Annotated in this window: 22 protein-coding genes; 7 read left to right on the top strand and 15 right to left on the bottom strand. The window is 44.8% G+C overall.

The features are described 5' to 3' along the window. Positions 1-17: 17 nt before the first annotated feature. Genes Q7V21_RS02275 through Q7V21_RS02255 form a run of 5 tightly spaced genes read left to right on the top strand, consistent with a single transcriptional unit; the run spans position 18 to position 5,057 of the window. The gene (locus Q7V21_RS02275) at positions 18-1,724 is read left to right on the top strand and encodes an IucA/IucC family siderophore biosynthesis protein (protein WP_304915723.1); all 1,707 of its coding nucleotides are present in this window, start codon (positions 18-20) and stop codon (positions 1,722-1,724) included. Continuing rightward, positions 1,708-2,973 (top strand): AMP-binding protein, encoded by a 1,266-nt coding sequence (locus Q7V21_RS02270; protein WP_304915722.1) that lies wholly within the window; start codon positions 1,708-1,710, stop codon positions 2,971-2,973. The genes Q7V21_RS02275 and Q7V21_RS02270 overlap by 17 nt, the downstream gene beginning before the upstream one ends. Further along, the gene (locus tag Q7V21_RS02265; protein ID WP_304915721.1) at positions 2,970-3,236 is read left to right on the top strand and encodes a hypothetical protein; all 267 of its coding nucleotides are present in this window, start codon (positions 2,970-2,972) and stop codon (positions 3,234-3,236) included. Before Q7V21_RS02270 ends, Q7V21_RS02265 begins: the two co-directional genes overlap by 4 nt. After that, complete coding sequence (locus Q7V21_RS02260; RefSeq protein WP_304915720.1) at positions 3,229-4,224, top strand: DUF6005 family protein; 996 nt, start codon at positions 3,229-3,231, stop codon at positions 4,222-4,224. The genes Q7V21_RS02265 and Q7V21_RS02260 overlap by 8 nt, the downstream gene beginning before the upstream one ends. Positions 4,225-4,226: 2 nt before the next feature. After that, a complete protein-coding gene (locus tag Q7V21_RS02255) occupies positions 4,227-5,057 on the top strand; it encodes a sugar phosphate isomerase/epimerase (protein WP_304915719.1) in 831 nt (276 codons plus the stop codon). A 20-nt stretch (positions 5,058-5,077) separates the two neighbouring features. Here Q7V21_RS02255 and Q7V21_RS02250 read toward each other — a convergent pair whose 3' ends face one another. From Q7V21_RS02250 to rpoE, 9 genes are all read right to left on the bottom strand, one after another. Beyond that, entirely contained in the window at positions 5,078-5,359 is a 282-nt protein-coding gene (locus Q7V21_RS02250) for a DUF2218 domain-containing protein (protein ID WP_304915718.1), read from the bottom strand. Positions 5,360-5,458: 99 nt separating this feature from the next. Continuing rightward, positions 5,459-7,429, bottom strand: coding sequence for a TonB-dependent receptor domain-containing protein (locus tag Q7V21_RS02245; protein WP_304915717.1), 1,971 nt, complete (start codon positions 7,427-7,429; stop codon positions 5,459-5,461). Between the two features lie 88 nt (positions 7,430-7,517). Further along, positions 7,518-8,870: a sensor histidine kinase gene (locus Q7V21_RS02240; RefSeq protein ID WP_304915716.1), complete on the bottom strand. Its 1,353-nt coding sequence runs from the start codon at positions 8,868-8,870 to the stop codon at positions 7,518-7,520. Further along, positions 8,867-9,571, bottom strand: a complete 705-nt coding sequence (locus Q7V21_RS02235) for a response regulator transcription factor (RefSeq protein ID WP_304915715.1) — start codon at positions 9,569-9,571, stop codon at positions 8,867-8,869. Before Q7V21_RS02235 ends, Q7V21_RS02240 begins: the two co-directional genes overlap by 4 nt. A 183-nt stretch (positions 9,572-9,754) precedes the next feature. Next, positions 9,755-11,182 (bottom strand): DegQ family serine endoprotease, encoded by a 1,428-nt coding sequence (locus Q7V21_RS02230; RefSeq protein ID WP_304915714.1) that lies wholly within the window; start codon positions 11,180-11,182, stop codon positions 9,755-9,757. Next, entirely contained in the window at positions 11,182-11,604 is a 423-nt protein-coding gene (locus Q7V21_RS02225; protein WP_304915713.1) for a SoxR reducing system RseC family protein, read from the bottom strand. The genes Q7V21_RS02230 and Q7V21_RS02225 overlap by 1 nt, the downstream gene beginning before the upstream one ends. Next, the gene (locus Q7V21_RS02220; RefSeq protein WP_304915712.1) at positions 11,601-12,581 is read right to left on the bottom strand and encodes a MucB/RseB C-terminal domain-containing protein; all 981 of its coding nucleotides are present in this window, start codon (positions 12,579-12,581) and stop codon (positions 11,601-11,603) included. The genes Q7V21_RS02225 and Q7V21_RS02220 overlap by 4 nt, the downstream gene beginning before the upstream one ends. A 2-nt stretch (positions 12,582-12,583) precedes the next feature. After that, positions 12,584-13,153 carry a sigma-E factor negative regulatory protein gene (locus Q7V21_RS02215; protein WP_304915711.1) on the bottom strand — a complete coding sequence of 190 codons (570 nt, stop codon included), beginning with the start codon at positions 13,151-13,153 and terminating at the stop codon, positions 12,584-12,586. 5 nt (positions 13,154-13,158) lie between these two features. After that, positions 13,159-13,734, bottom strand: coding sequence for an RNA polymerase sigma factor RpoE (gene rpoE, locus Q7V21_RS02210; RefSeq protein WP_069296220.1), 576 nt, complete (start codon positions 13,732-13,734; stop codon positions 13,159-13,161). Between the two features lie 128 nt (positions 13,735-13,862). On the opposite strand from rpoE, the gene nadB reads away from it, so the two are divergent. Beyond that, positions 13,863-15,464 (top strand): L-aspartate oxidase, encoded by a 1,602-nt coding sequence (gene nadB, locus Q7V21_RS02205; RefSeq protein WP_304915710.1) that lies wholly within the window; start codon positions 13,863-13,865, stop codon positions 15,462-15,464. Here the strand turns inward: nadB and Q7V21_RS02200 are convergent. Beyond that, positions 15,439-15,876 (bottom strand): protein YgfX, encoded by a 438-nt coding sequence (locus tag Q7V21_RS02200; RefSeq protein WP_304915709.1) that lies wholly within the window; start codon positions 15,874-15,876, stop codon positions 15,439-15,441. The two genes, nadB and Q7V21_RS02200, sit on opposite strands and share 26 nt — an antisense overlap. A 74-nt stretch (positions 15,877-15,950) precedes the next feature. Between Q7V21_RS02200 and Q7V21_RS02195 the strand changes: the two genes are divergently transcribed. Further along, positions 15,951-16,862, top strand: coding sequence for a folate-binding protein YgfZ (locus tag Q7V21_RS02195; RefSeq protein ID WP_304915708.1), 912 nt, complete (start codon positions 15,951-15,953; stop codon positions 16,860-16,862). A 6-nt stretch (positions 16,863-16,868) separates the two neighbouring features. On the opposite strand, the gene Q7V21_RS02190 is transcribed toward Q7V21_RS02195, so the two are convergent. From Q7V21_RS02190 to suhB, 5 genes are all read right to left on the bottom strand, one after another. Continuing rightward, positions 16,869-18,224, bottom strand: a complete 1,356-nt coding sequence (locus Q7V21_RS02190; RefSeq protein WP_304915707.1) for a sigma-54 dependent transcriptional regulator — start codon at positions 18,222-18,224, stop codon at positions 16,869-16,871. Beyond that, positions 18,221-19,816, bottom strand: a complete 1,596-nt coding sequence (locus Q7V21_RS02185) for a PAS domain-containing sensor histidine kinase (protein ID WP_304915706.1) — start codon at positions 19,814-19,816, stop codon at positions 18,221-18,223. Before Q7V21_RS02185 ends, Q7V21_RS02190 begins: the two co-directional genes overlap by 4 nt. After that, entirely contained in the window at positions 19,816-20,034 is a 219-nt protein-coding gene (locus tag Q7V21_RS02180; protein WP_304915705.1) for a PP0621 family protein, read from the bottom strand. The genes Q7V21_RS02185 and Q7V21_RS02180 overlap by 1 nt, the downstream gene beginning before the upstream one ends. A 64-nt stretch (positions 20,035-20,098) precedes the next feature. Continuing rightward, positions 20,099-21,931 (bottom strand): translational GTPase TypA, encoded by a 1,833-nt coding sequence (gene typA, locus Q7V21_RS02175; protein ID WP_304915704.1) that lies wholly within the window; start codon positions 21,929-21,931, stop codon positions 20,099-20,101. A 64-nt stretch (positions 21,932-21,995) separates the two neighbouring features. Then, positions 21,996-22,790 (bottom strand): inositol-1-monophosphatase, encoded by a 795-nt coding sequence (gene suhB / locus Q7V21_RS02170; RefSeq protein WP_304915703.1) that lies wholly within the window; start codon positions 22,788-22,790, stop codon positions 21,996-21,998. Positions 22,791-23,036: the final 246 nt, after the last annotated feature.

Raw genomic sequence — 23,036 nt, 5'->3', positions numbered from 1 at the left:
AAGACAGTGAGCTTCGAGTGACACGCCAGCTGTTGGAAGCCATGCTGTTTGAAGGTTTATTAACGTGTCGAAAATCGGCAGATGGCATTACTGATCAGCTGATTATCGAGCTGCAGATAGCTTCAAAATCTTTCAAGCTTAAAGGCTGTCTCGGTGGGTTTGATCGTATTCATATTACCGCTGACTCATTATCAAACAGTGCAATTAGTCTCGAACTTCTGCTTCAACAACTTCCAGCCAGTGGGCTTGCGATAACACGACTGACCCACGAACTGCGGCAAACCATCAAACTCTCTGCGTGGAACCAGCAAAATCTGCTTACTCCCTTAAACCGTCGTTATTTATCTTTCAACGATCTCGAACAAGCCATTACTGAAGGCCATCCCTATCATCCCTGTTTCAGAGCACGTAGTGGATTTACACTGGAGGATCACCAGCAATTTGGGCCGGAAGCCGGTCAATCCTTTCAGGTGCATTGGCTAGCAGTAAGACGTGATTGTCTGAAAAGTAATTTTCCGGTGAACGAAGATAAGTTCTGGCAACAGGAAATCGGTGTCAGAGATTGGCAACTATTGTGTGGACGATTGGTACTACTTGGCGGAGATCCAACGCAGCATGCTCTGATGCCAATTCATCCATGGCAGTGGAAAACCTTACAACACACCATGCTCGAATCATTACTGGAAAAAGGTCAGCTGATCTATCTTGGAGCAGCTGGCCCACTTTATCGTGCCAGCCAGTCCGTGAGAACACTTATACCTGTCGAGTCGGCTAAAGCAGCACATCTAAAATTGCCACTGAACATGGTCAATACCTCTTCCTTAAGAACTTTGGAGCCACATGCGGTATGCACTGCTCCAGTTATTTCAGTTTGGCTGCAACACATAGTCGAACAGGATGACTATTTAAATCAAATACAGCCACTGCTTATCCTGCAGGAATATGCCGGTATGCTACTGGTGACAGATAAAGCTGAACTGCAAGGGCAAGTGGCCGCCATCTGGCGAGACAATGTATTAACACATTTGCATACTGGCGAAGCCGCCGTACCTTTTACAGCCCTTCTGGTCAATGAAGCCGATGGTCGGCCATTTATTGATGACTGGATTCAACAATATGGTCTGCAACGCTGGTTAAGACAACTATTCAAAACCAGCGTATTACCAGTTTGGCATCTGTTGATTCAGCATGGGATTGCTATTGAAGCGCATGCCCAGAATCTTATTCTGCTACATCAAAACGGCTGGCCGACCAGAATTGCGGCCCGTGATTTCCATGAAAGCATTGAATATGTGGATGATTTTTTGCGAAATCCTGAATGGGCGCCTGATTTCACCTCGTTGGATGACTGCTATCAGCAAGCTGAACCAAATCAATATTACTGGATGGAAAACGTTGAAGCCTTACGTGAGCTGTTTGTGGATACATTGTTTGTCTTCAACCTTGCAGAGCTAGCGAACCTGTTGCTTCAGCATTATCAGTTTGACGAAATCCGCTTTTGGCAAATGCTGCAAACCGAAATCAAACATTACCATCTTGATCAGAATACCGATCCGACACGGTTGGCAAGGCTGAATCTTGAACAAAAGACCATCAACACTGAGTCGCTGCTGACCCGTAAATTACATCTGCATTCCACAGCAGAATCACATCATCTGATCAACAACCCTTTTTATTCTTCTGAAACGACAACAGAGTCTGTAATTCATGATGTATATCAATGACGATTTTTATGACAACAACCAATTTGGCCATTATTACCGCCAGTTTGATGCTATTCCACTGATTCGAGATTGCCGTGGACATCGACTGGCTGTGTGTTTGCAGGATACGGCACAGTGGATTGCACTGGTACTGTATCTCAAGGAACGTGGAGGTTCGGTAGTACCATTACCGGCCACTTTACCCATCGCTGCCGCCCGTCGTACAGCGATTCAGGCTGATAGCCATCTGCTTGTTTATCAACATCTTGAGCAGATAGAGGTATTGGAGAATAGCAGTGGTTCGGTCACTCCAGGGCTGGTGCAATTCAGCTCAGGAACGACAGGTGCCCCGAAGTGTATCGAACGCAGTTGGTCGGATATCAATCAAGAATTACAGCATTACAATATTGCTTTGCGGGACGCTCAGCAGATGAATGTGATTGTCTGCTGCCCGGTAACCCATTCATATGGCTTGTTATGCGGCGTATTAGCCAGTTTCAAACGTGGTCAACAACCGATTATTCTGACCGAGCTCAATCCCAAATATGTTTTAAAAAAACTGCAGCAAGTTAGCAATAGTCTGTTGTATTCCTCTCCAACCATGCTGGATGTATTAGCCAAACTGATGCCGCCATCACAAAGCTTTCACGCGGTGATGACCTCAGGTTCAATGATGTCGGTTACTCAATTCAAGACCATTGGGGCACGTACCCAATATTTATTCCAGCAATATGGTTGTTCGGAAGCTGGCTGTATTTCACTGACCAGTAACTGCCAATCGGTGACAGATATGGGTAAACCCCTGACGCATTTTCAGCTCAAGGCCGGCTCAAATGCACAGCAGCCGGAAGAAATCATCGTTAAAACTGTACATAAGGATATTTTTACCCGGGACTTGGGATATCTGGATTCACAAGGAAACCTGCATTTCGTTGCACGACTTGATGACACGATTAATGTGGCAGGGATCAATGTTTACCCGCAGGAAGTGGAAAGCGTACTGCTGCAGTATCCAGACATTAATGAAGCCGTTGTCTACAAACGTGCTGATACGTTTGCCGGTGAACGCGTGTGCCTGAAATTTACAGCCGATTCCACTATCAACATCAGAGCATTACGTGATTGGTGTGCCACTGAGCTTTCTCCTTATCAAATACCACTGGAAATTGAACAAGTAACACAAATCCCCAAACTAGCGAATGGCAAAATCAATCGACGTGAACTCACCGAAATAAAAACCGAACAAGATAAGGAGTTATTACGGGCATGAACCATGAAGACGTAATTGAAGATATACGCCAGATTATGGTTAACAGCATGCGGCTACCTCACGTTGAGAACTTTCATCCATCAGCACGGTTAAATCAGGATCTCTATCTGGATTCGGTGCTGTTTTTACAATTGCTGTTAAGTCTCGAACTGGAAAAAGGCTATCTCATTCCAGATGAGGCCTTATCTGGCGAGGCGTTTGAAAGTGTCGCCAGTCTGGCGGATCTGTTGCTCAAACTACAACAGGAGCCAGCACATGATTAAAGTGCATTGTTTTGTCAGCTGTGTCTGTGAAGTCATCAAAAAAACACCCGGCGTCGATCACCGTCCATTTTATTTTGGGGTATGGGATGCTGATTTCAGTGTGAATCCACAACAGCAGCTTTCCTATCATTCGGAACATACACAACATGAATTTTTCCGCACCTGGTATCGATTGCTCTACGGCATTGATATCACTCCCTGGTATCAGCCGCAGCAAAGCAAGCATGACAATATCCAGACCTTGCTGACTTTATTGGAAAACAAACCCGCTGACCGCCATGTGATGGTCATGCTGGATATGTACCAGTTGCCCGAACGGGAAAACAAATTTAACCAGAATCCGTTCCCTCATTACGTGATGCTGGAAACCACCGATGATCCGGATATGTGGTTTATGCATGATCCGGATTTTCGCTGGGAAGGTCCTTTAGCTAAAGATCGTATTCTCAATGCGATTAACCAACCCAGTGTGGCCGGTGGCTTTTATTTCGATACAGTCAATATTCGCCATACAGAGATTGATACCGTTAAGGCCTATTTTGCACAGTGCCTCAAGCTACAACAAAACCCGTTTACCGATGCCCTGCGGCGGATTGTTGAAAAACATCTTTATGACTCAGATTTTCCCTTGATTCGACTCAGCGAGGCACTCAGGGAAATTCCAGTAATGGCCATACGCAAATATGCCTATGAGCATGCTTTTGCATATTTCTGGGAAGCCCTATCTCTGGATGCAGATGAATTTGAATACTGGTGTGATCAGATCGAATCACTGGTGACCGGTTACACCAAAATTCAATACCACTGCATGAAACTGTCAATGACCCAACAGACCACACAAGCAGTCCCGATATTCAAGTTACTCGATGATCAGGACCAACGAGAATTTACTATCAAACATAAATTGCAACAGGTATTCAATCAATGGGCCGCCAGCCAAGCGCCGACGGAAGATTGTTATGAACTGGCAACAGCAGAAGGAATCTGAAAATGCACTTATCACTTTGTACTATCTCTTTTCGCCATCACTTATCGTCTATGGAAGACATTGCAAGTTGGGCGCAACAGCAACACTTTGATGGTATTGAACTGTGGGGAATTCATGCACTTAATCTCGCCGACCAACCTCAGTTGAATGCACAGTGGCTGGATAGCTACGACTTATCGGTATCGATGATAAGTGACTATCTTCCACTACAAGGATCTCTGCAGCTGGCTTATCAGAAAGTAGATGATTTATGCCTGTTGGCACAACGCTGGGGAAGTCGCAAATTACGCACTTTTGCCGGTCAGAAGGCCAGTGAGGCAGTTAACTATGAAGAACGCCAGCGCTGGACGGAACGTTTGCATTTGTTAGCCGAACGCACTCATCAGCATGGCATACGTTTGCTGGTTGAAACACACCCACAAACGCTGGCTGATAGTACTGCAGCGACGTTACGTTTACTCCAGGAAGTTGATCACCCGGCGCTTGCCGTAAATTTTGATGTATTACATTTATGGGAAGCCGGTGAAAACCCTAAGGAGTCTTTCATTAAATTGCTGCCTTATGTGGAACATATGCATCTTAAGAATATTCTTTCCAGTCAGCAGTTAGAGGTGTTTGCCCCTGCTAATGTTTACTCGCCGGCAGGTGATCGCTACGGGATGGTGAGCTTGTTTGAGGGTGCACTGGATTATCGGTCATTCCTGCAAACCCTATCAGACAGTTTCAAGATAGAGGCTTCTCTGGAATGGTTTGGTCCATCCGTTCATTCAGTGCTGCAACATGATTCACAGCAATTACAACAACTATACAAACAACAACGTCTGGCCAGCTAGCTTAATACTAATTGCAATGGTCAATTTGACCATTGCAAGGTGAGCTGCTGCTTTTGTGCAAACCTTTCAAAATGCGACTTTACGGTCTCGGTAATTTCTTGCAGATCAGCAGCATTCTCCGCCTGACAATGAACCTGCAATAAATCATTCGTGCAGTTCAGTTCACAACGTCCCATGGCAAATTCAACCCAGCCCTGATCTTCATCCCAGCCTGCTGATACTTTGTGTTTAAAGTGTTTGCAGAGCATTTGCAGATAACGTCGAGCTTGTTCAGTTTTGATGGTAGCTGTTTTTTTCAGCATGATTGTCTCCGCTGGTTTGTCTCAAAAAAAAGCCGGATGTCATTGCAACATCCGGCCAAAGCTCATCAAGCATTCATTCAGGGGATACAGCTTGATGGATTAGAACTGCCATGCCACGCTCAACCGGACATCACGACCGGGCTCCTCATACCCACTTAAAACAGGCTCGTAATCCGCTACGCTTGAATGATCGATGTAGTTTTTGTCGAAAACATTTCGAACAGTCAATGCTATGCGAACATCTTTAGTAGTAGATGGCATCCATTGAGCATATAAGTCATGAACACCAAAACCAGGTTGATTTGCCTCACCTATGACTCGAGAATCCACTTTATTTCCTTTCACAAAGCGTGCATTCCAGCCAAAACTCCACTGAGGGTCATACTGGTAATCAAGCGAGGCAGTTAAGGTGTCACGGACTGTATTGGCAATACCATTATGGTCGTAAGCATTTGCTTTAACGCCATCAACTTCCGCATCATTGTAGTGGTAGCTGATTCGTGCCATCACGCTATCCCAGCGACGACCCAACTCTAAAATATATCCATCAGATTCTAAGTCACCGAGATTGACAAACAGACGGCTATTAAGTGGAGAAACCCCAATAACGTCTTGAATTTCACTTCTGTATGCTTTAGCAGAACCGAACCATGTTAATGACTCATAAGCCACGCCGAATTCAACATTCTTAGCTTTTTCAGGCTTCAGATCTGGTGCATTACTGGTGAAACCAATTTTAAATGCATCCTGTGCCAAGGGGCCTTTGAAAGCTTCTGCATAGGAGGCAAATACGCTCCAGTTATCGGTAAAGTGATAATTCAGACCGATATTAGAACTAACATCGTTTTCATCATATGAGGTATTGGCAAATTCATTATCCAACTCATAGTCATCATAGCGAAGACCAGCACTTAACAGCAGATCATCAGAAAGTTGGATATCATCCTGAATATAAATACCCTTTACTGTTGATTCGTCTTTACTGTTGGGGCCAACCGCTTCCTTAGCAATCGTTTTATCTTCACGATAATCCACACCATAGGTAACTTTATGCATCCCTAAAATAGAGGTGTTACGTAAATCAAATCCTACGCTTTCACCGGAACCGGTGAATGGACCATACCTACCATTTTGAAACATTTCTGTTTCGGTATTATAAACAGTCAGTCCCAAATCCAAATAGGGATTATCAATTGGATTAAGGTTGTAATTCAACGTGACCGTTTCACGCTCAGACTCTATAGGATAAAGAGGATTAAAACCAGCCACTTTCCACTGAGGGCGTTGTGTTCTCTCGCCTTCATCTTCATGTTTTTCATAACTTAAACGTACGGTCTGACTATCGGTTAAGTGACCAACAACTTTAGCAAACAAATACTCCTGGTCCGCTTCAGTTCCGAGCATCTCATTTCCATCACCATCTTTATAGTTTTTAACGTCTGCTTGCGTATAGGAAACCATGGCGCTCCAATCATCAGTCAAACGACCAAACAGACTGGTGTTGGTTTTGAAGCTATCGGTATTGCTGGAAAACATGCCTTTAACTAAACCGCCAAACTGTTCACCTGGCTTCAACATATCTTCCGGGTCTTTAGTCACAAATTTGACTGAGCCACCTAACGCGCCAGGACCAGACAATGCATTACCCGCGCCGGCATTTACTTCAACACGTTTTAATAATTCAGGCTCAATACTAATCCGGCCAGCATGGTGAAATTGGCGTGTCGCTTGCTGAGCACCATCGATTGTGATGCTTAACAGCTGGTCTTCAATACCACGGACATAGAGTTTTTGGGCAAAACCAGGTCCACCACCAATAGTTACCTCTGGTGATTGACTGAATAGATCTCTTAAATCGTTTGCTTGTAGCTTTTCAATTTGTTCTGCCGTTACGCTATTGGTTTCTGGGGTAATTGTATTTCCAGTAACTTTTACAATCTCAAGCTGAATATTTTCATCAGCCCATACAGCTTGACCTGAAAAAGCAGCTGCTATTGCCAACGTAAATATGGTCGGCCGACTTACAAAACTCCGGTTTAATTTCACTTTAACCTCGCGAATAATAATCATTATCAAATAGAACAGATTCGCATTCTATTCAGAGTGAAGCGAGATTAAAATCAAATTTACAATTGTTACAATTACTCTGCTTTTCAGTTCAGTCAATTACAGTGGTTACGGGCAGTTGCATAATCATTCGTAATCCGCCAAATCGATGAAGTTCTGCCCATAATTTGCCACCTGTTGCTTCAACTTGTCGCCGGGCAAGTGCCAACCCAACCCCAAAGCCTTTTTGTTCACTGGAGTGGGAACTGGGTAAACGGAAAAATGGTTTGAAAATATTTTGCAGATGTTCTTCCGGTACCCCGGGCCCCTGATCATCGATATGTAACTCATATCGATCGGCAAGCTGTTGCAAGTTGATGCTTACCGTGCCGTGCGCTGGAGTATATGAAAGAGCATTACGTAATATATTTTCGATGGCATGACCTAATGCCCGATCGCTGCTTTGATGAAGGCAAGCGGTTTCTGGAGTTTGCACAGTAATTATATGATTGGGGAATTCGAATCGTGCATTCTCGACAATACTGTCAATCAGATCAGTCAGATCCAGTGATTCATTTCGTAACGCTGGCCGTTCGTTTTCCAGCCAGGCAAGTGTTAATGCATCCTCGACTAATTCTCGCATTTGCTGACACTCATAGCGGATCCGCTGCAAAGAGTCATTTTCAGGAGTGGTTTGCTCAGCAATACTAAGCGCTAACTCAACACGTGTTAATGGGGTACGTAATTCGTGTGATAAATCTGAAGTCAGGTGACGCTGAGTCTGTATCTGCTCGCCAATTCTCTCTGCCATGCTATCGAAAGTACTGGCAAGAGTAGCGATTTCATCGTTACGTTTTCCCATATCATCTCGGACCCGCACCGCAAAATCTCCATCACTGAATTGCTTGGTGGCTTTTTCAAGTTGTCTTAATGGCGAAATCACATGCCGGTAAATCACCATGCTCAAGATAGCCATCAGTAGCATGGGCAAAGCAATCTGTAATAACAGACTGGCATAAGTCCAATAACCGCCAGGCCGCATACGTTGTGGCAAGCGAATCAGAAAATGGGTATGTCTATCTGCAAAGGTGATATCCATAATCGGGTTTTGAGCGAAATAAAGATGTATTTTCCAGCTGAGATCTCTGCCCAGAGCGAAGTTTTCAATAAAATAATCATCCATTTCACTGTCAGCTAGCAGAGTGAGTTGCGATCTCACCAACCCTACCCATGTGTCTTCCTGTTGCTGGATGGTTTTAATCCACTCGGCCAGCTTTTCATGCTCGTCTTGCATATAGAGCTCTTCGGCATGTCTGGCATAGTCAAGTAACTGTTGTTGATACTGTTTATCAATAAAACTCATATGCTGCTCAGTCCGTACAATCAAATGATGGATTATCCAGAACAGCACAATTGTGCCCAAGGTAATCGTCGCACATAATTTCCAGAATAAACGGCGCTTCATAGCAGCATATAGCCCGTACCGTGAACGGTTTGCAGTCTGTCCACGGGCATACCGACCTCCGTTAATTTCCGTCTAACCCGGCTCATATGCATATCCAGACTGCGATCGTAACGACTGAAATCACGCTCCATCACTAATCTATACAATTGCGGTTTGCTCAAGAGATGATTGGCATGCTGGGTCAACGTCCATAACAATTTGAACTGGATAGGTGTCAGCTGCACAACATGATCATGAAAAAAAACCTGCTGTTTTTTTCTATCCAGCTTTAGTCCTTCATACTGCAGAATTGAGCTGTCGTGTTGCGAATGGTCGATAACTCCGACTCTTCTTAAAATCGCTTCAATACGCAATACCAGTTCGGTGAAATTAAACGGTTTTGGTAAATAATCATCCGCCCCGTTTTTAAAACCCATAATGCGTTCTTCCTCTGCACCATTTGCCGTCAAGATAATCACCGGCGTTTGTCGACTCTGACGAAGAATATTTAATACAGAATAGCCATCACGTTCAGGCAGGCTGACATCAAGCAGTATCAAATCAAACTGGCCGCTTACCGCAGTCAATAAGCCCTCTTCGCCATTAAAACATTGGGTTACGCTAAAGTTCTGTTGTGTGAGCAGCTGCTTTAACTGATGGTTTAATACCGGATCGTCTTCAATAATGAGAATGCTGATAGCAAGTTTATTTTTGTCGGTCATGGAATATGAGATGTTTTGCACCTAGATGATAATAATTATCATTAATGATAAAACGAATCATCTAAATAAGAAACTTTGTTTTATTAGGTGCCAGGTATTGCAGGCAAAAAAAAGCAGCTGATGGAAGACCATCAACTGCTTTTCATACAAGCCAGAAATAATTTTTATGAAACTACATATAAATTATTCCGGAATTTTTAACGCCAGAAATTGAGATGCCCCTGCGCGTTGAACCAACACTGGGATCGCTTTATTGGCTGGTAGCTTTTTAGCCAATTCAATAAACTGTTTTGCATCTACAATCTTTTCGTTATTAATGCTCAGAATAACATCGCCTGGAGCAATACCTGCTTCTGAAGCAGGACCAGACTCAATTTTTCTGACGGTCACGCCACTTTGGTTTGGACCTAATTCAGCACGTTGTTCAGCTGATAAATCAGTAACTTCCATAGCCAGGCGACTATCGTGAAACTGGCCCGTCCGCGGAGCGCTGCCACTGGCAATTTTCTCATCTTCCGGCAATTCTTCAACAACCACTGAAATTGTCATCAGTTTGTTATTACGCATGATTTCCGCTTTAGACTTTTTACCAATTGCAGTTCGACCTACAATCGGAGGCAAATCTGATGAAGCGTCTACAATGCGCTCGTCAAACTTAAGAATTACGTCGCCAGCTTGAAAACCGGCTTTCTCGGCAGGACTTCCGGCAACCACACGGGACACCAAAGCACCACGTGGTTTGCTCAGTCCAAATGATTCAGCCAATTCACGTGTGACATCCTGAATAACCACACCCAACCAGCCACGACTCACATAACCTTGAGATTTGATTTGCTCGACCACATCCATGACCACATCAACCGGAATAGCAAATGACACCCCCATAAAGCCACCGGTACGGCTGTAGATTTGTGAATTAATACCCACTACTTCGCCATCAAGATTAAATAACGGGCCGCCAGAGTTACCTGGATTGATGGCAACATCGGTTTGAATAAAGGGAACATAACTATCACTTGGCAGGCTACGACCTAAGGCGCTGACGATCCCGGCAGTAGCAGAATAATCAAAACCAAATGGTGAACCGATAGCAAGTACCCATTCGCCAACTTTGAGATTATTTGAGTCACCCAGTTTAACGGCTTTTAAATCCATGCCTTCCGCATCGACTTTTAATAAAGCTACGTCGCTGCGCTCATCACTACCTAATAATTCGGCGACCAGTTCAGTACGGTCACTGAACCTGACGATAATTTCGTCAGCATCTTTGATAACGTGGTGATTGGTTAAAATATAACCATCCACCGACAACACAAAACCAGAACCTAATGAACTGGGTTGTGGCGCACGGGGTTGGGAAGGATCACCAAAAAAACGTCTGAAAAAATCATCAAACGGTGTGCCTTCCGGCATTTCCATACCCGGCGGAAATGGTGAGGAAGCCATTGCTTCACTTGGTTTACTTTTGGTACTGATATTAACAACTGCTTCGCCATTTTCAGCTACTAATTCCGTAAAATCCGGTAAACCTCGCGCTTGAACCGCTGAACTCAACATTAACCACATCAGCAATGCCATGATCATGGCGCCAGTTGTTTTGGATTGCGTCATTATTTTTCCTCTATTAATTGAGTTTCGATGGCAATTTTCTGGTGTTTGAGTCGATTTTTAACCCAATAAAAGCCAAGCATCAGACCTGCCAATCCAGTAATAATTTCCAGTAACTCATTGGCGAACATAAATCGGCTGAGTCCTGCACCAGCAAACATAAACAGTATCGGTAACAGATACATCATGTAGGCACCGTGTAATAAGGCTTCTTCAGGAATAGAAACATTCATTTGCTGGCCGGGTTGCACATCATGTTTTTTAGGTACGCTAATCGTAGAGAAACGTCGTCCGACGTGTTCACTTAACAGTCCGGTACCACAGCCTTTTTTAACCTGGCATTTATCACAGGTGGATTGGCGTTCAGCCTGCAGCCAGATGGTTGAATCATCTGAGCGGATAACTTTGGCTTTTTGTTCGATCATCTCGATTCCGGTCCAGCGTATTCGATCGCCGCACCTATTTTTTCCACAGTCACTGCCGGCACTTCACCTACAACAGTAACAAAATGTGCATGGATAACACTGCCAAAAGCATTGACCGCGCCCATATGAGAACCACCATGAAAATGATTATGCTGAGCGCGCATTTTTTCGATAAACACCGAAACTGAACTCAAACCATCACTATAAACACGTTGTTCGACGTGCGCGCCATTGTTGGAGCGTAAACGGTTTTGATGAGCAACCAGAGTAAAACCTTCGGGCAACCATTTAGTCTGCCAATTTGAAAAGGTCGCGAGGTCCTGAGTTGTCATTTCACCTGGTTCGGTACGATTCCAAACCATTTCATTACCAGACATTTGTGCTTTCAGAGACGCGTCCGGAATATCGACACCAGTTTGAATATCGGTAAATTCAAAGGTTTCTAATACTTCACCTTGTTCATCGATCAGTTCTGATTTGAGCAATAAATCGGTATCTTTATCCATCCAAAGCCGATAACCGTAGCGATAATTATCAACCGGCTTGATATCCACTCGCTGAGTCAATTTACCAGCAATCCGATCCTCATCACCCAGCTTTAACTCGTAGAAAGCAGTTGCTGAACTTAAGCGTCTTGGTAAATCACTGGGAAATCCTCGACCTAAAGGACGTTGACTTACATTGACTTGTTTTCCGTCTGGATTGATACAGGTAACAGTATCATCCGAACGGATAACTTCACGAGCGGCACCATTCAATGAAATAAGGCGTTCTGATTCTGTGCCGTCATCATTACGGTGGTAAATACGAACAGATTGGAATGTTTTACCACTTTGGTAGGCAAAAACACCTTCATAGTTGAGTTGCTTGGCTGCTTGGCTCATTCGCTCGAGTAATGCTATCGACGCGGACTCTGCCTGTACTGTCGGGATAAATAACACCAACAGTGCAACGCAAAAACGAAATCGTTGGTGCATTTTTAACGCTCCGTGCCGTAAGAGACGACACGTCCGTAAGAAAACATACCTGATGCACCAACATATTCGTTGTGATCTACCAGATAGGTATTGAGCCTGTCTTCAATTTCCGGCTCCGCCACTGTCCAACGATTAGATGTTTGGCTGACCATAGTTGTTGGGGCTTCATTGGCAATGACACTGGCTATCGGGATGTTATTTGTTGAAGACTGCTGCTGGACCACACCTACTACAGCAAGTGCACCTATTGAAGCCGCCATGGCCAATCCGGTGGCCTGCTTCCAGAAACTTTTCGGGAAACGAATCAGTTTTGCTGTCGATTTGTTATCGATTGCCATTGAATAAGCTGGCTCATCATCAAGCGCAGCAGAAATTCGAGAGGTCAATTGTAAAGGACTCAGGTTAATGCTTCGGGTGTATCCATGGAGGATGTCACTTGATTGCTGGTAGCGCATAAACGCTTCACGGGCAGTATTATCGTTGGCTATCAACACCAACGCCTGTTCAAGTTCACTACCGGTCAGCTGGCCATCAACCAATGCAGACACTAATTCGAGATGATTAATTGCCATTGTTATTATTCCTCTTCACCCATAACTGACTTAACTTGTTTATCGATAGCTTCCCTTGCCCTAAAAATCCGCGACCTGACGGTACCAATCGGACAATCCATCGCTTCTGCGATTTCTTCATAACTCATGCCTTCAAATTCCCGCAATTTTATTGCGGTGGCGGTTTCTTCAGGCAAGTCTTCAATCGCTTGCTGAATAGCCTCTTCCAGCTGTACACACATGAGACTGTTTTCAGGGGTCTCAAATTCCTTAAGTTCTGGCGCATCGTAATAATTAGTTGCATCCATGGCGTCAACATCACTCATGGGAGGGCGGCGCGAACTGGCGGTAAGATGATTTTTTGAGGTATTGATAGCAATGCGATATAGCCAGGTGTAGAAAGCACTGTCGCCACGAAAGTTCGGCAATGCTCTATATGCTTTTATAAAAGCCTCTTGCGCAACGTCCATTGCTTCTACGGGGTCATGCACAAAACCGGTTATCACATGTATTATTCGCTGTTGATATTTCATGATCAGCAGATCAAAGGCTTTTTTATCGCCCGCCTGCACCCGCTGAACTAATTCCTGATCCACGTTCATTTTTTTATCCGGCCTACTCCGACAAGCCGGAGACGATTTCTGTTTAATGCTTGATTGACCATTGTCATTTATTTTTGTTCCACAATCAGTGCACAATAATTGTTGGCATTCTACCTGTAACAGGACCCATGACGACAACTCATCATTTTGATCTGCTGATTATCGGCAGCGGTACGGCAGGTTTAACCTTGGCATTAAAGATGGCAGACCAAGCCCGTGTTGCCGTTCTATCCAAAAGCCAGCTTGAGGAAGGCGCATCACTTTATGCTCAAGGTGGCATCTCTGTTGTACTAGATAAAGCCGATTCTTTGCAATCCCATATTGATGATACTTTGCGCGCCGGCGGCGGATTATGCGACGAAGCGGTGGTGCGATTTACCGTTGAACATGCGCGGGAAAGTATTGAATGGCTGATTGAACAAGGCGTTTCCTTTACCCGTGATGATATGACCAACGAATCTTATCATCTGACCCAGGAAGGTGGTCATAGTCATCGACGGGTGATTCACTCGGCAGATGCAACCGGACGTGCGGTAGAAACCACACTGCTGGATAAAGCCAAAGCACATCCGAATATTTCATTGTTTCCGTACCATATCGGCATTGATCTGATTACCACACGTAAACATCTGTCTACAGAAGATAATAGCTGCCTGGGTTGTTATGTTCTGGATATCAAAAAAGATCAACCCAAAACCTTTCTGGCCCCAGTCACCGTGCTCGCCACCGGTGGTGCCGGAAAGGTGTATCTCTATACCAGTAATCCCGACGTATCGACAGGCGATGGCATTGCCATGGGTTGGCGCGCCGGATGCCGTATTGCCAATATGGAGTTTATTCAATTCCACCCGACCTGTCTTTATCATCCGAAAGCCAAATCGTTTTTAATCAGTGAAGCCTTACGTGGTGAAGGCGCTACCTTAAAACTGGCAGATGGCACGCGATTTATGCCGGCTTTTCATCCACAGGCTGAACTGGCACCGCGAGACATTGTGGCGCGAGTCATTGACCATGAAATGAAACGCCTGGGCCAGGATTGTGTTTATCTGGATATCAGCCACCAACCCAAAGAATTTATTACTTCCCACTTCCCCACCATATATAAGCGCTGCCTGCAATTTGGTGTGGATATGGCAAAAGAACCAATACCGGTAGTGCCCGCAGCCCATTACACCTGTGGCGGCATCATGACTGATATGCGGGGCAGAACAGATATAGATGGCCTGTATGCCATTGGCGAAACGGCTCATACCGGTTTACATGGTGCCAACCGGATGGCCAGTAACTCGCTGTTGGAGTGTCTGGTATTTGCCGATGCGGCTGCAAAAGATATTGCCAGCCGCGTGAAAAAACCGCTTCCGGAAAATATTCCTCACTGGGATGACAGTCGCGTGCATCCGGCCAAAGAAGCCGTTGCCATCAGTCATAACTGGGATGAACTACGCCGTTTTATGTGGGATTATGTAGGTATCGTCCGCAGTACTGAACGACTCAATCGTGCAAAGCAGCGCCTGTTTCTTTTGCAACAGGAAATTCATGAGTTTTACAGTCAGCACCATATCAGTAACGATTTACTGGAATTGCGTAATCTTGCCGATGTGGCGGAATTGATTATTGAATCGGCTTTACAGCGTAAAGAGAGTCGAGGTTTGCATTACACCCTGGATTATCCTGAAATGTCTGATAACAATGCCAGCAACAGTATTATTGCTGGAAAAAAGCCAATCTGATTCGTACTCGTAATTGTCTATATTGGTCTTTATCAACAGCGTCATTCATTACAATTATCGACAAACGCTGATTAGTAACTGACTTGAAATTAACAATAACTGCTAATCGCGTTGCCCATGCAGATTCCAGCATCAGAGCTACGGAGGATGATTCATCAGCATATCTGATTTGCCAGAATTCCTTATCCGAGTTCAATAACAAAACAGGACGTTTTGGATATTGGCCGATAAGGCCCAAACGATAGAGATGAAAAAACAGACTTACCACCAGCGCCAAGCTAAACAGTATTTTTAAAAAGACTTCGACAGCCAGTAACGACACGCTTAACAGCGCCAGAAAATGCACGATAATGCTGTAAACCACCAGATATGTTGATCGCTTTAACGGTAGAGAAAATCCTTTTTCTTGCATCTTGATTCCATATTTTCGACATAAACTCGTTACAATGACTCGCCCACATTCTTCCTATGCTTAAGAGTAAATTCATGACTGCTGACTATCAATCCATTTTGCAACAACAGGCTTCTGCCGGATTCGCAGAGCGGGATGATGAAAACCCATCGTTGATTCCATTACCAGGTTATGGCGTCATCACGGTCACAGGTGAGGAAGCTGGTAGCTTCCTGCAAAATCTGCTCACCAACGATGTTAAACAATTAGACGCTCAACCTGCGCAGATCACCGCAATGTGTAATCCCAAAGGACGTTTGCTGGCGCTTTTCCTTTTGATAAAAACACCAGACGGCTATCAGTTAGTGTTACCAAAAAGCCAATGTGCTTTTCTGGCGCAGCGGCTGAACATGTTTAAATTACGCAGCAAAGTTGAAATTACCGACCATAGCGAAGATTTACAGGTTTGTGGTGTACTCGGCAATGCTCAATCCACATCAGCAGTTGCCTTACCAGTAACATCACGTGCTTTGCTGGTTTTACCGCCTGAACAGATGGCCTCAGAACTGGAACCATTAATTCAGAATGGTTGGCCGCTTGCTGCAGAGGCAAGTTGGCATATCCATGAAATTGAAGCTGGCATACCTTATATTTTGCCGGAAAGCCGTGAGCTGTTTACTGCACAACAGCTGAATCTGGATTTAATAGGCGGTGTCAGCTTTCGTAAAGGCTGTTATCCGGGACAGGAAGTGGTTGCTCGCCTGCACTATCTGGGCGAGCCTAAACGTCGTTTGTTTCATGCTGTTGCAAATACCAATAATCTGCCAGCTGTGGGTGAAACAGTTAACGATAAAGATGGTGCCGTGATCGGCCATATTGTTAGAGCTATTCAAGGCCCTGATCAACAACTGTTATTGCAATTGAGCTTAAAGCTGGAGGGCGCCGATCTAAATTTATTTTTAAATGATGGCACGGCTATTGAGCAAGTTCAGCCATCTGCTGTCTAAAAGAAGTTATTCGAGATCCAGTTTTTTGAGTTTGTAACGTAATGCACGGAAAGTAATGCCCAGGCGTTTAGCAGCAGCCGTTTTATTCCAGCGGGTTTCATTAAGCGCTTTTTCAATAATGGCCCGCTCCTGATCTTCCAGATGACTTTCCAGATCCTGATCCATCAGCGGTTCACTCAAACCGGATAGCAAAAGATCGATTTTTGTCGATTGCGTGGTCACCGGTAACATTAAATCCGCTGAGGTAATGCGTGTGCCTTCCGCCCAGGTCAACGCCCTTTCCAGCGTGTTTTCCAGCTCGCGTACATTTCCCGGAAAAGGATATTGCTGCAAAGCGCTAATCGCTTCTGGCGTTAACTTGGTAACAACTGAATGGGTTTTGCCAGCCAGATTTTGCAAAATATGTTCGGCCAGTAACTGGATATCCGCTTTACGTTCACGTAATGGCGGGACTTGCAGCTCAATAACATTCAATCGATAGAACAGATCTTGGCGAAATGTTCCTTGCTCAACACAATCCGCCAGATTTTTATGGGTTGCCGATAAAATCCGTACATCGACATTGATTTCTTCTTGTCCACCCACCGGCCGAATGGCTTTTTCCTGAATCGCCCGCAGCAATTTAACCTGCATCATCAAAGGTAAATCAGCGACTTCATCCAGAAACAAGGTACCGCCATCAGCATGCTGGAACAGACCCTGTTTATCGGCGACCGCACCAGTGAATGCGCCTTTTTTATGACCAAAAAATTCACTTTCCACCAGCTCGTTAGGAATCGCACCGCAGTTCACCGGTACAAAAGCTTTATCTGATCGCGCTCCCAAATCATGAATTAAGCGAGCAACCAGTTCCTTACCGGTTCCAGACTCCCCACTGATATAAACAGGTGCCTGACTGCGTGCCAATTTGGCAACTTTGCCACGCAACTCGCGCATCACCTCGGTTTCACCTAACAAACGATCCCGCGAACGACGATCATTTTTATGCGGTCTGTTCGGCGACAGTTTTAAAGCGGCCTCCACCAGCTCACGTAAAACTCGTAATTTCAATGGCTTGGAAACAAAATCAAATGCACCGGATTTCAATGCGGTGACTGCTAAATCCATATTGCCATAAGCGGTTATCACCGCAACGGGTAATTCGGGATGAGTGGCCTGAATACTTTTGACCAGCTGTAACCCATCGCCATCGGGTAAGCGCATATCGGTGAAACATAGATCAAACGATTGTTGTGACAACAATCTCTCCGCTTCAGCGATGCTTTCTGCCGTCACACAATCAATCGACATGCCGGACAAGGTCATTGACAACAAATCAAGGATGTCAGGCTCATCATCGACGATCAACGCTTGTGGATTCATTGAATAAACTCTTGTCGTTGCGGTGGATAACTGATTCTGAAACAACTGCCTAATTCAGGCAGATAACTTAATCTGGCACCATTGGCCTGACATAGCTCTCGCGCCAGATACAACCCTAAGCCGGTACCGCCAGTGCGTTCTGAGTGAAATGGTTCAAACAAATGCTGCATGGCTTGAGGACTCACACCGGCTCCATTGTCGATAACATCAATTTGAATATCCTCGGACTGCTGCGTGATACGGATTTCAACAGGCTGATTCTGTTCTTTATCAGCATAGTGCCATGCATTATCAATCAAATTCCACATCACTTGATGCAGTTGTTCTTCATCAGTGCAGATCCGCGCCAGCGGGGCCATTGAAGTCAATAATATTTGCTGTGGTGGAATATGTTTGATTTCACAATATTCTTCCAACAGTTTTTCCAGCCACGGGCTCAATACCACGACACTTGGCTCGACATTCTTCCGTCGGCTCATTTCCAGGATGGTTTCAATAATACTGTTCATCCGGACACTGTGACGCTGAATGATACCAGTAAGCTTACTTACTGATGCATCATGGCTGAGGGTTTCAGCTAACAATTCCCCAGCATGACTGATAGCACTTAACGGATTGCGGATTTCATGTGCAATACTCGCCGTCAAACGCCCCAACGATGCCAATTTTAGTTGTTGGGCATGTTGGGCCAGTGCAGTGGTGTTTTCGATAAATACCAGCACTTCACCAGAATCCAGCTGGGTGGCACGAGCCAATAATTCAGGCAAATCCGCCCGTGCCTGAAACGGTTCAAATGCGTCAGGTAAGTGCTGTTTCCAGCGCCATATCTGATCAGCCAGTTCAGGCACATATTGTTTGAGTAAAAAGGCTGTGGGTGCATGCTCAATGCCCATAAACTTGGCTGCTGATTGATTACACAGCGTCACCCTTCCCTGTTCATCAAGTACCAGAACGGCCACCTGCATGCGACTGATAATATGTTGATTGAGACTTGCCAGCTTATTAAGATCCTGCGCCTGTTGTTCTGCCAGCAATTGTGAACGTTGCATGGTTCGTGACAGTAGATGTGCCAGCAGTGCTGTAATGAAAAATATCGCACCCAACATACCGGCTTGAGCAAAATGGCTTTGACCTACTCCAGTCAATTCAGCATAAACCGCTTCAAGTAAAACTGATAAGGTCGCTATTGCAGCGATAAAGACGGCCAATCGACCAGGTATTAGCGCTCCACCGGCAACCACCACCACGACAAGTAATGCCCCTAGACCACTTTGCAAACCGCCGGCTGCATGAATAATTAATGCCAGCGCAATAATATCAATGATCAGCTGAATACTGCATTGAGTGACAAATACACCCCAGTGTCGACTGGAAAATATCATCAGCAACACTGCCACCATCAAATAACTCAGGCTGACAAAATGATGCAATAAGGGGTATTTATTACCGATGAATTCAGGGGCTAATTCAAGATAAAAAACAACAAACAAAATGGCCGCCAGAAATAGACGGTAGCCGGAAAATAACGTTAGCGCCCGCCAGGAGGCCTGATCCTGTTCTGATTTAGTAGTGCTGAAATATTCGCCAGCCATTATTTTTGATGCTGATAAGCCTCAAGATGCTCGGTAGTACAAAAATAATGCTGATTTTTCTGAATTGCTTCCTGTTCCAGCAAATGCAATCCGCATTGTTCGCAGCGCACCATTTTTTCGGTTTTTTCGATTTGTCTTTCGTTTTTTATCTGCCGATATAAATTCCGGAAGATTATAAATAGCAGCAGGCCTATCGCCAGCAGGAGCAAAATTCGCATGGTTTACCTCAAAAAAAAGGGCATCCGTTATAGGATACCCTTTCTTGTTCAGTTGGCGATACAACTAGCCACGCGAAGCCCGCTTACGCTCATGCTCCAGCAGGAATTTCTTCCGTACTCTGATGGATTTAGGCGTTACTTCCAGTAATTCATCGTCACCGATAAATTCCAGCGCCTGTTCCAAACTCATGCGAATTGGCGGAACTAAGGCCACTGCTTCATCAGAACCTGATGCACGCATATTGGTCAGCTGTTTACCTTTTAACGGGTTAACCACTAAATCGTTATCACGTGAGTGAATACCGATAACCATACCTTCATAGACTTCATCGCCATGGCCGATAAACATACGACCACGATCCTGCAGGTTAAAGATGGCAAATGCCACGGCTTTACCAACACCATTGGCAATCAGTACACCATTGATGCGTTTACCGAAGGTACCCGGTTTAACTGGCGCATAATGATCAAAAACGCTGTAAATCAAACCTGTGCCTTGAGTGGCAGTTAAAAACTCAGTACGGAAACCAATCAAACCACGTGACGGAATAATAAAGTCGAGACGCACTCGGCCTTTACCATCTGGCGACATATCTTTTAATTCACCGCCACGCGTTCCCATTTTTTCCATCACCGAACCTTGATGGGTATCTTCAACGTCAATGGTTACAGCTTCGTAGGGTTCTTCTTTAACACCATTTACTTCACGAATAATTACTTCAGGACGTGATACGCCCATTTCAAAACCTTCGCGACGCATGTTTTCAATCAATACAGAAAGATGTAATTCACCACGGCCAGAAACACGGAATTTGTCTGGATCTTCAACCAGCTGTTCAACTTTCAACGCGACGTTATGAATCAACTCACGATCCAGACGCTCTTTAATCTGACGTGTGGTAACAAATTTACCTTCTTTACCGGCAAACGGAGAGTTGTTTACCTGGAAGGTCATGGTTACAGTTGGTTCATCAACACTTAAAGGTGGTAGAGCTTCAACCGCACTGGGGTCACACAATGTATCGGAGATATTCAGTGGATCCAGACCGGTAAACGCAATAATGTCACCAGCATGTGCTTCTTCAACTTCTTCACGACGCAAGCCCATAAAGCCCATTACCTGCATCACGCGGCCATTGCGTTTTTTGCCTTCAGGATCGATTACGGTCACCGGCATATTGGTTTTAACCTTACCGCGTTCAATGCGGCCGATACCGATAACACCAACGTAGCTGTTGTAATCAAGTGAAGTTACCTGCATACGGAAAGGACCTTCAGGGTCAACTGCAGGAGGATTCACTCTATCCACAACAAGTTGGAATAAAGGCGTCATATCACCATCACGAACCGTATCTTCCATACCGGCAAAACCATTCAGGCCTGATGCATAAATCACGTCAAAATCCAACTGCTCGTCGGTAGCATCCAGATTAGCGAACAGATCAAAGGTTTGATCCAATACCCAGCCTGGGCGAGCACTTGGTTTATCAATCTTATTGATAACAACAATTGGTTTCAGGCCCAGCGCTAACGCTTTTTGAGTTACAAAACGGGTTTGCGGCATCGGACCTTCAGAAGAGTCGACCAGCAACAAGACTGAATCAACCATAGACAGAACACGTTCAACTTCACCACCAAAGTCAGCATGGCCTGGTGTGTCCACGATATTGATACGGTAATCATTCCAGCGGATGGCCGTATTCTTGGAAAGGATGGTGATACCACGCTCGCGTTCCAAATCATTAGAGTCCATTACCCGTTCCTGTAACTCTTCATGTTCACTGAAGGTACCGGACTGACGCAGCAGCTGATCAACCAATGTTGTTTTACCATGATCGACGTGAGCGATGATGGCAATGTTACGTAGTTTGTTTATATCTCTAGAATTATTACTCATAAAATCAGTTCATTAAGGCATGTCAGGCATGCGCTGTTAAAAAATGTCCCGTTGGGGACCTCAATCACTTCAGGTTACCCGACACAAACGGGGTAATACTTTTTTGCAGATGAGCATGGATCGATAAGTTGCCCGCAATTACGTGCCCCTTATCCAAAACCTTGTCACCGCCGGTAAAATTCGTCACCGAACCACCCGCTTCTTCAACTAACAATTTACCAGCTGCTAAATCCCAGTTTTCCAGGCCAATTTCCCAGTAACCATCCACTCGGCCGGCGGCGACATAGGCTAAATCCAATGCTGCCGAACCAGCACGACGAATATCCGCCACTTGAGGAAACACAGCAGCAAACATCTGCATATAAACATCAATATGTTGCGGATATTTGAAAGGGAAACCGGTAGCAATCAATGCACCATTGAGATCTTTGCGTTTAGTGACACGCAGACGGCGATCATTGAGCTTGGCACCTTCACCACGGCTTGCAGTAAATAATTCATCGCGCATTGGATCAAATACAACAGCATGATCGATACGGCCTTTGACCATCACACCAATCGATACACAATAATGCGGAAAACCATGCAGATAATTTGTTGTTCCATCCAATGGGTCGATAATCCAGACCACATCGTTTTCACCTGTTTCACCCGACTCTTCCGCCATGATGGCGTGGTCAGGATAAGATTTTTTAATCGTGTTGATGATTTCCTGTTCCGCCAGGCGGTCAACATCGGTGACAAAATCATTCAATCCTTTAGCAGTAATTTCCAAATGATCGACATGTTGTAGAGAACGCATAATCAGGCTACCTGCCTGACGAGCCGCACGTACGGCTATATTCAGCATTGGATGCATAGAACAAATTTTTCCAGAGCAAAAAAAAGAATGCGACAGAAATAGTAAATACTATTCCAGTCCAAAAAAAGAGAGCATAATTATACCAACTATCGCCACCGGTTAGCAGTTTAAATTTGTGGCAATAGACAGCATAAATATTTCCTGCTAGCCTTTTGTCAGGCTTGCATTTACAAACGAAATGGAAATGCTACCAACCCTAGTACACTTTAAGGAGATACAAATGAAATCATTAGCTAAACTGAG

The organism is Methylophaga sp. (assembly GCF_030651745.1).
Note: the sequence above shows the minus strand (reverse complement) of the source record. Positions and strands in the feature narration are given on the sequence as shown.